Origin of the sequence: Rhodococcus sp. IC4_135, assembly GCF_011602025.1 — a bacterium.
Lineage (GTDB): Bacteria > Actinomycetota > Actinomycetes > Mycobacteriales > Mycobacteriaceae > Rhodococcus_F > Rhodococcus_F baikonurensis.
The window spans coordinates 76810-89329 of record NZ_JAAOLG010000021.1; the positions used below are offsets into that span (position 1 = coordinate 76810).

General features: G+C 63.4%; 8 protein-coding genes. 1 reads left to right on the top strand and 7 read right to left on the bottom strand.

Annotated features, from left to right (window positions below; genetic code table 11):
- Positions 1–194: 194 nt before the first annotated feature.
- From G8767_RS27035 to G8767_RS27045, 3 genes are all read right to left on the bottom strand, one after another.
- Positions 195–2519 (bottom strand): transglycosylase domain-containing protein, encoded by a 2325-nt coding sequence (locus tag G8767_RS27035; RefSeq protein ID WP_187781734.1) that lies wholly within the window; start codon positions 2517–2519, stop codon positions 195–197.
- On the bottom strand, positions 2516–3304 hold the full coding sequence (locus tag G8767_RS27040; protein WP_051649758.1) for a GNAT family N-acetyltransferase: 789 nt from the start codon (positions 3302–3304) through the stop codon (positions 2516–2518). Before G8767_RS27040 ends, G8767_RS27035 begins: the two co-directional genes overlap by 4 nt.
- Positions 3305–3400: 96 nt before the next feature.
- Positions 3401–3859 carry a hypothetical protein gene (locus G8767_RS27045; RefSeq protein WP_166812809.1) on the bottom strand — a complete coding sequence of 153 codons (459 nt, stop codon included), beginning with the start codon at positions 3857–3859 and terminating at the stop codon, positions 3401–3403.
- 914 nt (positions 3860–4773) lie between these two features.
- Between G8767_RS27045 and G8767_RS27050 the strand changes: the two genes are divergently transcribed.
- Entirely contained in the window at positions 4774–7620 is a 2847-nt protein-coding gene (locus G8767_RS27050; protein ID WP_240952847.1) for a (Fe-S)-binding protein, read from the top strand.
- 379 nt (positions 7621–7999) lie between these two features.
- Here G8767_RS27050 and G8767_RS27055 read toward each other — a convergent pair whose 3' ends face one another.
- The 4 genes from G8767_RS27055 to G8767_RS27070 form a co-directional block, all read right to left on the bottom strand.
- Complete coding sequence (locus G8767_RS27055) at positions 8000–8767, bottom strand: TVP38/TMEM64 family protein (protein WP_128638104.1); 768 nt, start codon at positions 8765–8767, stop codon at positions 8000–8002.
- A 558-nt stretch (positions 8768–9325) separates the two neighbouring features.
- Positions 9326–10615: an MFS transporter gene (locus G8767_RS27060; protein WP_047268972.1), complete on the bottom strand. Its 1290-nt coding sequence runs from the start codon at positions 10613–10615 to the stop codon at positions 9326–9328.
- Positions 10612–11727, bottom strand: coding sequence for a PLP-dependent cysteine synthase family protein (locus G8767_RS27065; protein ID WP_042926806.1), 1116 nt, complete (start codon positions 11725–11727; stop codon positions 10612–10614). Before G8767_RS27065 ends, G8767_RS27060 begins: the two co-directional genes overlap by 4 nt.
- A 102-nt stretch (positions 11728–11829) precedes the next feature.
- On the bottom strand, positions 11830–12222 hold the full coding sequence (locus tag G8767_RS27070; RefSeq protein WP_042926809.1) for a hypothetical protein: 393 nt from the start codon (positions 12220–12222) through the stop codon (positions 11830–11832).
- Positions 12223–12520: the final 298 nt, after the last annotated feature.

Sequence of the window (12520 nt, forward strand, 5' to 3'; positions counted from 1 at the left end):
GAATCATGTTTTTTGAATGCGGGAGCGAGCGGCAAATAGGGAAGCACTCCGCATGTTCCGTATTCCGGAGCGATTTCTGCTCGCCACAACCGGGATCCGAGGTCCTCGACGGGAATCGAGTTCATGATGAGCGCGTGCGGTGGCAGCCCCCACCGGGTGGGAATCGCCGAAGCATCATGGTGGCGCACCCGGGCTTATCGTGGGCCTGGGGTATCTGACGGTGATGGGCTCGTCGTGGTAGTGCTCGGTGTCGAGGATCCGTCACTTATGTACAGGGTGATGGTGGAGCCCGGAAGTGCCGCTCCCGACGGAGCTGTCGCGGTTGCTGTCCCTCTCGCGCTCGGACTTGACGTGGGGGAGACCGTCACTTTGAACCCGGCGTTCTGCAACAGAGATGTTGCGGCGGACTCGGTCATCCCGACCACGTCGGGTACCTGATCCCCGGCCGAACCGCGAACATATTTCTGGTCCAGCGGGGGTAGCGTGATCGGTCCGAAGTTGCTCGCGATCGGTCCCATCGCGTTGTACCACGTTCGGGCAGGTTCATTGCCGCCGTACAAATCGCCCGAATTGCACGAGCGCAGTGGGAACGAACAGATGGCACTCGGCGTCGGCGAATCGCCATAGGTATACACCGCGCCCGCGTAGCGATTGGTGAAGCCGAGAAAACCAGAGGATCGGTTCGACTCGGTGGTCCCGGTTTTTCCCGACATCGGCAGAGACCATCCGGCAGATTGGGCGGCGCCGGATGCTGTGCCCCCAGGTTGATCGTCCTTGCTCATCGCGTTGGCCAAGGTGTTCGCCAGCCCGGGGTCGACGACTTGTTCGCATCCTTGTTGCGTCATCGGCACCGGGTTGCCGTCGCTGTCGACTATAGAGTCGATGGGGGTAGGCGGGCACCACACGCCCGACGATGCGAGTGTGGCTGCGACATTGGAGAGTTCGAGTGGATTGACGGGCGTCGGACCGAGGGTGAACGAACCGAGATTTTGCTCTTTCTGAAGATCGGTCATGCTGCGTTCACCTTGGCCCGAGGTGCCCGGGTCGTTGTAGGAGCGTAGTCCGAGGCGTACGGCCATCTCGATGGTCGGTGTGACACCGACGGTCTCTAGTAGTTTCACGAACGGGGTGTTCGGAGATTGAGCCAGGGCGTCCGTCAGTGACAGAGATGCCGGGTAGTTGCCTGTGTTCTCGACGCAGTAGGTGGCCACGGGGCATCCGCGTGCGCCGCCGTTTCCGAGACCTTTGACTTCTACGCGCCGCGGCACCTGCAAGACGCTGTTGCTGCCTAGCCCTTTTTCCATAGCCGCGGCGGCGGTAAAGATTTTGAAGATCGAGCCAGCACCGTTGCCGACCAGCGAATATGGTTGCGGCTGTACGGTCTGAGCTGCATCGGCGTCGAGCCCGTAGATGCGACTACTACCCATCGCGAGGAGTCGATGCTGTTCCTGGCCGGGCTCGATGATATTCATCACCGACGCGACACCATCCACGTCGGGGCTCGTGTTGCCGACGAGGGCAGTTCTGACCGAGCCTTGGACGACCGGGTCGAGGGTCGTTCTGATCAGGTAGCCGCCCTTGTCGATTTGTTCGCGGCTGATCCCTGCCTCTTCGAGGTACTGCAGGGCGTAGTCGCAGAAGAACCCTCGGTCGCCGGCGGCGATACAACCGCGTGGCAGTGCGTTGGGTTCCGGGAGCACTCCCAAGGGCTGGGTCTTGGCTGCCCGAAGTTCGTCGGCTCGGTCGGGAAGGTTATCGATCATGGTGTCGAGAACGGTGTTGCGACGTATCGTGACCCCTTCTGCGTTCGTGTACGGATTCAGTGCCGAACTGGACTGGACCATGCCCGCAAGCATGGCCGCCTGTACGGCGGAAAGCTTGCTGGCGTCGATGCCGAAGTAGGTCTGGGCGGCGTCCTGAATTCCGAAGGATGCGTTACCGAAGGGAACCAGGTTGAGGTATCGGGTCAGGATTTCGTCCTTGGTGAGTTGTCGATCGAGTGTGAGCGCCATGCGGATCTCACGAATCTTGCGGGCCGGTGTCGTTTCGATAGCTGCCCGCCGTTCCGAATCGGTCTTGGCCAGCACGAGTAGTTGGTAGTTCTTCACGTATTGCTGGTTGATGGTCGACGCGCCCTGTTCGACTTGTCCGCTTGTGGTGTTGGTCAAGAACGCCCGGAGCGTGCCTTGCCAGTCCACGCCTTGATGATCGGCGAACCGTCTGTCCTCGACGGAGACGATCGCCAGTTTCATCTCATTGGAAATCTTCTCGCTCGCCACCTCGAAGCGGCGTTGCTCGTACAGCCAGGCGATCGGGGTGCCAGCAGCATCGACCATGGTCGAGACACCGGGAACAAGGCCCTCAACCAGTTCGGACGAGACGTTTTCGACGGTGTTCGACGCCTGGTTCGATGCGTATCCCAGGCCTCCGGCGAGAGGAAAAAGTACACCCGCGAGTAGGACTCCGGCGAGTATCGTGCAACCGACGAGTTTCGTCACGGTTCGTCGTGCGCTGGTCATGTCGTTCCTGCCTTGTTCGAGTTCGATGCGGGCGCAGTCGCGGGAAGTGATCGGTGATAGACCTGCATGCGGCACCCGTCCCGGTCGAGGTAGACCCGCGCGGGTATCCATCCGAGTCGGTCGTAGAAGCCGTGTGAACTGTCCGAGTCGTCGTCGCCTACCGCGGTAACGAGTTCGGCGGTCGGTGTGCCGTATCGGGACGCAGCGGTTTCGAAGGCGACAGTGAGCTGCGCTCCGATCCCATGTCCGCGCTGTGTGGGGTCGACGGCGATGGCGACCAGCACTGCCGTGGCATCGGCGGGTTCCCGGGCGGATGAGTGGTTTCTACGTGCTTTCGGCGGGCGGAGTGAAAGCAGTTCGCTCACGGCTGAGCACCACGGCCGGGCTCGGGTTCGAACGAATCGCGCAGCGAGGCGTGGCCGCACTGCCAGTGCGATGAATCCGTGCGCAGCAAGGGAAACCACTGTCCGGCGGTCGCGCAATACCTGACTCAGGTGCGCCCGGTGATCGAGTGTTCCGAGGAGAAATCCCAGAATGTTCTGGTCGGCATCGGCTGCGACGAACGCAACCGCATGGGGTCGTGCGACGAAGCTTGCATGCCAGCGCCGCAGGAATCGATATCCGAGTTGGGGGAACAGGCCTACCGGTAGGGCCTCGAGGTGCAGGCGGGCGCTGGTGGACAGGTCGGGGAGAGCGGCGTGGCGGACATGGATGGGGCCGAGTCGTGGTGCACCGGGTGGTTTCGGTGCGGACGGGGGCCGGGTAGAGCTGACTATGACACGCACGACGGCGCTCCTGTGGTGCGATCGCGCGCCATCTCGACAGATGGCAGACGCGGAACCGAATTGGGTGTGGAGGATCTGCTGGCTAACGCAGACCTGTCACACCCTCAGCACGCAGGCTGCGTCGAGAATCGATACGGGACGCATCGTCGCGTCGACCGCCGAAAAGATTGCGCTGGTTTGCTTTTCGCCGTCAGGGCGGGGGTATGCCCATGCGACCCAGAGCAGACGCAAGACGGCGACGACGAGCCCTAGCGAGACAATCGCCAACAGCACGTGCATCGAATCGAGCCCCGAAGCGGGGCTGTCGCCCTCGCCACGAATGTCGTGAGCATGGCCGGTAAGGACGCTGTCACTGTCACTGTCGCTGGTGGTGGCGTCGGGTCCATCGGCGACGAGTTCCATGACAGCGACCATCGGGGCATGGCTCGCAGCGATCGACGAACTCGTAGGCGTGTGCGTGATCTGCGACGACATGAGCACTGTGAACACCGCAGCGAGTATCGCGGCACCGAGCAAGGCCCGCTGCACCGCCGCGCGTATTCGTATCGGACACACATCGCAAAGATAGCATCGGCGAGAGTTCAAATTCAGAAGTGCGCATCCATCGATGTCGAAACCTACGACGGACCGACGGTGCCAGATGCGGAGCGAGTTGACGAGGTAGGGGCACGGGCAAGGCGTACCCCCGGGATTCGACCGCGAGTGCACCGAACATCAGGTACATCGGAGGCATCACTTACCCGCTATCGGGGATGATGACTTCCGTTGCCTAACAAAAGTATTGGGCCTACGCTCGAAACGGTTTTCAGGCTGACCCAACCGCAGCCGAACGTGCGGCGGGTTGCTCACCGAGGCGTCTCCGTCCGAGGCGCCGCAGCGGAGGGAGGCGTGATCTCCCGCGGCGACAGAGGGCCCGCGGAATGCGTCGGCGGGATTCGCCGACGTGTGCCGGGAGATGGGTGTCACCCGATTGTGGGGTGTGGTCGAGGTACCTCTGTCGATGTGATCTCTTTGGTTCAATGCTGTTGTCGGGCATCGTCATCAACAACGGGAGGGTGAGCCTTGCGTCGCCGTCTTCGGCTGGGACACGCATTACAGGACGCGACGGAGACGCCGCATTCTCGGCCGGATCTCCGTCCGATCGAGTACGAGCAGCGATCAGCTACGGCAACCATCGTCGCATAGAAATTGGTGTCCACATCTCGGGGGAAGCATCCTTAGCTACTAAGGGTCGTAGTAGATTAGAGTGTCGGTCGGCTGCGAATTTCCCGGCGATTTCCGTCTCCTCCTGGTGTCGGGCGGGGTCCGCACCCCCAGTTCGTTCGATCGCTGCGACAGGTTTGGCGCTATCGCATGTCCTGGCCGTTGATGATCTCGCGATAAGTTACCGACAGGTAACTTGACGTGGTGTACTAGTTGAGTACCTCGGAGGCCGGTTTCGGTAATGCCTTCAAAACAGAGAGACGACGATGAATAGCCTGACCATCACACTCGGCGTGATTGGTGTGCTGCTAAGTGTTTTTAGCTGGAGTTCCTTCGTGAGTGGTGCGTTGAGGATGTTCAACACCGTGCGCATCGGCCAGTCGGCACCCGATCGGTGGCGCCCGTTCTTCCCTCGCTTCAAGCAGATGGTCATCGAGTTCATCGCGCACACGCGTATGGCGAAGTTCCGGACGGTGGGCTGGGCACACTGGCTCGTCATGATCGGGTTCGCGTTGGGGATGTTCGTTGCGATGGAGGCCTACATCCAGACCTTCAACCCCGCCGGTGGATGGCCGATTGTGAGTGGCTGGGCTGCCTACCATTTCATCGATGAACTGCTGGGTCTCGGCACTGTTGTCGGTATCACCACGCTGATCGTGATCCGTCAGCTCAATCACCCGCGTCTGCCTGCGCGCCTGTCCCGGTTCGGCGGCTCCAACTTCAAGGCCGCGTATTTCGTCGAGACGATCGTCTTGGTCGAGGGGCTGGGCATGATCATGGTCAAGGCCGGCAAGATCGCGACCTACGGTCACGCCAACCCGTGGACCGACTTCTTCACCATGCAGGTCGCGAAACTGCTTCCCGCGAGTGTGGTCTTGGTCTCGGTCATGGCGTTCGTGAAATTGATGTCGGCGATGGTGTGGCTCTACATTGTGGGCCGCAACATCACCTGGGGTGTCGCCTGGCACCGCTTCTCGGCGTTCTTCAACATCTACTTCAAGCGTGAAGACGACGGCACGGTCGCCCTCGGCGCCGCGAAGCCCATGATGTCCAAGGGCAAAGCCCTGACGATGGACAACGTCGACCCCGACACCGACACTCTCGGCGCCGGAAACATCGAAGACTTCTCCTGGAAGGGCTGGCTGGACTTCACCACCTGCACCGAGTGCGGGCGTTGCCAGTCCCAGTGCCCTGCTTGGAACACCGGAAAGCCGCTCTCCCCCAAGCTGCTCATCATGTCGCTGCGCGATCACGGCTATGCCAAGGCCCCGTACCTGTTGGCCGGTGGTCGCAAGGACATGGGCGGCGACGAGATCGGTCTCGTCGACGCCGAAGGCAACGTCAAGGAAGCCGCCCTGGCCGCGATCCCGGAGGCCGCACGCCTCGAGGCCGACCGCAAGCTCGTCGGTGAAACCGTCGAAGGGGAGATGGCCCCGGTCATCGACGCCGAAACCTTGTGGAGCTGCACCAACTGCGGCGCCTGCGTCGAACAGTGCCCCGTCGACATCGAACACGTCGACCACATCATCGACATGCGTCGCTACCAGGTCCTGATCGAATCGGAGTTCCCCTCCGAGCTCGCCGGCCTGTTCAAGAACCTCGAGAACAAGGGCAACCCCTGGGGCCAGAACTCCAAGGACCGTCTCAACTGGATAGGCGAGATGGACTTCGAGATCCCCGTCTTCGGCAAGGACGCCGACAGCTTCGAGGACTACGAGTACCTCTTCTGGGTCGGCTGCGCCGGTGCCTACGAAGACCGTGCCAAGAAGACCACCAAGGCCGTTGCCGAGCTCCTCGCCACTGCGGGAGTGAAGTTCATGGTTCTCGGCGCCGACGAAACCTGCACCGGCGACTCCGCTCGTCGTGCCGGCAACGAGTTCTTGTTCCAGCAGCTCGCTCTGCAGAACATCGAGATGCTCAACTCCGTGTTCGACGGTATCGAGCAGAAGAAGCGCAAGATCGTCGTCACCTGTGCGCACTGCTTCAACGCCCTCGGCAACGAGTACCCGGAGGTGGGCGGCGACTACGAGGTCGTGCACCACACCCAGCTGCTCAACCGTCTGGTGCGCCAGAAGAAGCTGATCCCGGTTGCGTCCGTGAGCGAAGACGTCACCTACCACGACCCGTGCTTCCTCGGACGCCACAACAAGGTTTACGACGCTCCCCGTGAACTCATGGAAGCCTCAGGCTCCAAGCTGGTCGAAATGCCGCGTCACGGCGAACGTTCCATGTGCTGTGGTGCCGGTGGTGCTCGCATGTGGATGGAAGAGAACATCGGCAAGCGCATCAACGTCGACCGCGTCGACGAAGCGCTCTCCACCAACCCCAAGAAGATCGCCACGGGTTGCCCGTTCTGCCGCGTCATGCTCACCGACGGCGTCACTGCCCGCCAGGAGCAAGGCCAGGGCGAAGGCGTCGAGGTCGTCGACGTCGCGCAGTTGATGCTGAACTCCGTCACCCGCCTCGATCCCGCCCAGCTCGGCGAGAACATCAAGGTGATCCCGCGTGAGAAGACCCCGGTCGCTGCTGAGGCAAAGGCCGAAACTGTCGAGCAGGATCGGGTCGCCGAAGTCGAGGAAGCCGCCGCGACTCCGGAAGCCAAGGCAGCTCCCGCCGGTAAGGGCCTCGCCATGAAGGGTCTTGCCAAGGCACCCGGCGCGAAAGCTCCCGGCGCAAAGGCACCCGGCAAGGGACTCGGAATGGCCGGCGGAGCAAAGGCTCCCGGAGCCAAGAAGGCAGCTCCTGCCGAAGCCGACGCAGCTCCCGCTGCCGAAGCCACAGCACCCGCCGCACCTGCGGCCAAGCCGAAGGGCCTCGGCTTGGCGGGCGGAGCCAAGGCTCCCGGCGGCAAGGGACTGCAGATGAAGGGCGGAGCCAAGGCACCCGGCGGCAAGGGACTGCAGATGAAGGGCGCCGCCAAGGCACCCGGCGCGAAGGCTGCACCTGCTGCTGAAGCACCTGCCGCTGCTCCGGCTGCACCCGCCGCTGCACAGGCAGCTGCACCGTCAGAGGCTCCGGCTGCCGAGGCGGAAGCCCCGAAGGCTCCACCGGTCGCCAAGGCCGGCGGACTCGGATTCAAGTCGGGCGCAAAGGCTCCCGGCAGCAAAAAGTAATGTTCCGCGAGAGGGCTGTGCACCCTTTGGTGATCCCGTGTGCATGCTGCGTTCGCGTCGAGCGCTGGCAGATCGGGGATGGTCTCGCGACCCTGATGGGGCACCCCAGGTCGTGGGTTGGTTTGCGGTCGATCTGGCGTAGTCACCCGGCGCACGGTCGTGCCAGTGCCGGTCCCTCAAGTCGCATGCGACATCGGTGAGGACATCCGGCATGGGGCCGCGGCCCCGAGCAGGACGACCGCGATCCTGATCACCTACTGCTGGACTGCGGCAGGGTGCCGATGGCTGTCCTTCTCGCCGTCGGATTCATATACCTGACCTTGATTGCGGCGATCGCCGCAAATCTTCCTGGCAAAAAGAACTCCCGCCGGTGACGCGCTCACTGGCGTGTGATGCACCGGCGTGGAGGTGCCTCGCAATCCGGTTCCGAAGTCGAACGCGGCAGCGACTGGGCGTAACGGATTTGCCGCTCGCGTGGCTCTGTTTCGACCGACTCCTGGGAGTGCCTGGCCCGCGATACGGGCAGGCGGGCGTCTACCAGCAATCCCGCAAGCCCGACCGCTATGCCTATCAACGTCACGACCATCAGGACAGGGTTCGCCTCCCCGGACAATGCGTCACCGAGCAACACTGCTGCGACAGTGCCAGGCAGAATCCCCACCACCGTTGCCGCGGTGTAGGGCAGTAAGCGCACCGCCGAGAGTGCGGAGCAATAGTTGACCAGGGCGAACGGTGCCGGGGCGATGAGCCGCAGGGACCCGACTGCGAGCCACCCTCGTTTGGCCAGTCGGGCATCGATGGCCTTCACCGCGGGGTGCGTCATCCGCGCTTGTACCACCGTGCGACCAAGCGCCCGCACCAGCAGAAACGCCAGCACAGCGCTGACAGTCGTGGCGCCGATCGCGACGGCGACTCCGCCGGTGGGACCGAACAACAGCCCGGCACTGACGGTGAACACCGTTCGCGGCACCGGAGCGATTGTCAGCACCGACTGGACCAGAAAGAACACCAATACGAACCCTGGACCCACCGACTCCGCCCAGTCCCGCACCATGGAGATCGACGGGCGGGGGGCGAGGGCGGCGGCCACTGCCAGCACTGCCAGCGCCCCCACGGTAACGAGGAATCGTGGATCGCGCAGGATCATAGGTCTTCGCCGGGTACCGCGGCGCGGGGATCTGGCAGAGGAACGCGCATTCGTCTTTGCGTTGAGGCAATCATCGCGCTGCACAGTATCTTCCACGACGATTGGACGGTAGACGCCCAGCCGAATTCCATCCATATCTGGGGCGGAGACACCGTGCCGGTTTGTGGGGCGAGAAGCCCCTCGCTGGGGCGAACGGGGTGTGGAAGCGATGGCGCACTGGTGGCCTCTGCCTCCCACCCTTGTCGTTGCGCAGTGCGACACCACGCCGACAGCTGGTCGATTCGGTCGGGAGGACGTTACTCAGTTCAGCGTGGGGGCAGACCCTCGCGCGGCAGCCAGATTTCAGACAGCGCATCTCGTCGTCGAAGGCCCGGGCATCAACGACCTTGCGCCACACTTGTCGATATCTCGGGGACAGTCGGATGGGACAGAGAACTCGTTTGATCATGCACAACTCCTGGTCGAGCGCAGAGTAACCGGTGCTTGCCAGAACCCCACCCGCTCAAAACTGCGTAATTGGGCGGGATTGCGGCCTCACTACGTCGAAGCCACCGGGGACTAGCTGGGGGCCGCTACCTCATCGGTTTCGGTCACAGTGGTCTTGAGCGGCGGAGGGGAGAGCCGGGCGGACCGGTCGAGCAGATACAGGGCGGTCACACACACCGCCCCGACAACAGATAGCGCCACCCAGATCAGCGCGCCCAGACCTGCTTCACTGAGGAACCCGAAAACAGCGCCGGTACCTAAATTGCCGAGCAGGATGCCTATCCCGATAACGGTGTTGTAGAAGCCGTAATGGGTCGCCACGAGCTTGCCGCCCGAGAGTGCGACCACCGTATCCATCTCGAATGGAAACACGGCGGCGGTGCCGACCGCCAACAACGCAGCGGTGAGCACCAAGGCGCTGGCAGCAGCCCATCCACCCAAAGTGTCTGGACTGGGCAGCACGATCAGGGGCAGGAATGCCATCGCCATGATCGTCATACCGACGACCAGGCTTCGTCCGGAACCCCACCTTCGGGAGAACCAGGACGTGATCCGTAACTGTCCGGCGATCGCCACCACTCCCGAGACCACGAACAGCGAGGTAACCAAGGCGGTATCGGAGCGGTCGTCGCCGACCACAACCGCCGCCTGCAGCGGCAGCGCCAGATAGATTTGGAACGAGAGGACATAGGATCCGATCATCGCCAGCGCGAACAGCACGAAGGGCCGATTCGTGATCACAAGTCGCCAGTCCTCGAGGACCGATGTCTTGGCTGCGGTCGCCTCCACCCTGTGCGCAGGTAACGCCCAGATCTGCACGATTGTCAGCACGGCGAAGACCGCGGCCGCTACCAGCGAGGTGACCCGGAAATCGAGGGTGGTCAGAGCGAGACCGATCAATGGACCCAGCAGAATCCCGGCCTGATAGAACACGTTGAACACCGCAAACGCCTCGACCCGCCGTGGCCCCGCGTCGGCGGCCAGATATGCCCGCACCGCCGGATTGAACAGCGCACCGGCGAACCCGGTGGCGGCCGACGCGAGCAGAATCGCCGGCAGCGATTCCACCGCCGCGAGCAGCACGAATCCGGCGACCCGCAGCAGGCAGCCGGCGACGATCAGGGGCTTGTAGCCGAGGCGGTCCGCGAGCGTGCCCCCGAGCAGGAACATCCCCTGTTGGGAGAAGTTCCGCATGCCCAGAACCAGACCAACAGCCCACGCCGCCAGGCCCAATGGGCCGGCCAGGTAGCCAGCCAGATATGGCATCAGCATGTAGAAACCTACGTTGATGGAGAACTGGTTGACCATCAACACCTGAGCGGGCCGGTCGAAGCTGCGGAACTGGGTCAGAAGGTTCTTCATGAAACGCTCTCTGTGGGATCGACCACGGTGGCGCACCGGGTCCAGGACTTCACGATCTGGTCGGTGGGGTGGGCGATGGTCGCCGGCTCGGCAGGAGGGTTCACGTCCGATAAACCGTGCTCGGCGCAGTAATCGTCGTTGTAGATGGTGTCGAAGTAGCGCTGCGGGCCGTCAGGGAAGACAGCCGCAACCCGGGTCTCCGGTGGGCTGGTGCGGGCGATCCAGCCAGCGGTCAGCGCGACAGCACCAACGCTCCAGCCGCCGCTGGCGTGATGGGTGGACGCCAGGGTGCGGCAGGACCACACGGCTTCCTGGGGGGCCACCCAGTGCACTTCGTCGAAGGCAGCGTAGTCGATGTTGTCGGGATAGATGCTCGAACCCAATCCGCGCATGAGCCGGGTGCTGGCGGGTTGTCCGAAAATGGTCGACCCGACGGTATCGACGCCGACCAGTTTCAGATCGGGGCAGAACCGACGAAGCACTCGGGCGACACCGGCGGAGTGTCCGCCGGTGCCCACAGAGCAAACCAGTGTGTCGACGTGGCCGAGCTGGGCGATGAGTTCATGAGCGAGTGACTCGTACGCCTCGACGTTGTCCGGGTTGGTGTATTGGTCCGGGCACCACGACCCCGGATGTGCATCGAGGAGTTCACGGACCTTCTCGCGCCGGGCCTGCTGCCAGCCGCCGGTGGGGTGCGGTGTGGTGACCAATTCGACGTGGGCGCCGTAGGCGGCGAGCATCCGGTGCACGATCGGTTCCAGGCCGGGGTCGGTGACGAGGGTGACGGGATGGTGATGGGTGATCCCGGCCAAGGCCAGACCCAGGCCGAGGGTTCCACTGGTGGATTCGATGATCGTCGCACCGGGAGCGAGGTCGCCGCGGGCCTTCGCTTTCTCGACCATGTGCAGCGCGGGGCGGTCTTTCATCCCGCCGGGATTGCTGCCTTCGAGTTTCGCCCAGAAGCCGCGGCCGTGGTCAGCGAACGGTTCACCGATCCACAGAACGGGGGTGTTGCCGACCATGGTGCTCGGTTGCGGGCAACGGTGAGCGGTGGTCAGCAGGTGGGCGGCGGCGGATGGTGGAACGAGGGTGGAGGGAACAGCAGTGTTCATGATGAGTAATCCCTGTATATGACTGCGACAGTGCAGTAGGTGAGTGAGGGCAGCACGAGCTGGGCCATGAGGAGAAGTCCTCGATGGCCTGCGGGCTGCTGATCAGCACCTGTTGATACAGAGTTCGTTCAAGAGGGTCCGGCCGTGCCGGATGGGAATGGGTAGATCCGGCGGGGCCCGCGGAGTGCGCGGCGCTGATATCACCAACAGCACCACAGCCAGGGCCATCGCGACGATCGCGGCAACGGTCAGCGGGCGGAGCGGATTGTCGGATCGGGGCATGGCGACGACGGTGTGCGCCTCGTGCGCCACGTGTGTCGATCCGTTGTCGATGTGCGCGTGACCGGGAGCCGATTCCGCGGTCGGCAGTGAGGTGGTGGACGAGGCGATGTGAACGTCGTCGCCCTCGTGACCGTGCACCAGGAAGGTGCCGCACTGGGCGATCGTGTAGGCGAGAAAATACAGGACAGTGGCGACCGCAATGACCGTCCGCATGCGCGGGGGGCGTATCGCAAGAGCCGTCACAGTTTCCCGACTTTAGCAGCCGTGACCTGGGCGTCGGTCCAGTTAACTGGGGTTACGGGGGCCATCCGGCGGGGATACGGTCGCGCGGCCATCGGCAGGCACCACATGGTCCCGGTCACCCGAGCGTCACCGGGGCGTTCGGTGAGGTTCCCCCCAGGTAGTGGACACCGAGATAGCGGGATCACCGGTCCCGCTGGGAGGATGTTCACATGTCGCGGAAGCGTCGGTCGTTCACGACCGAGTACAAGGTCGATGCAGCGCATCGAGT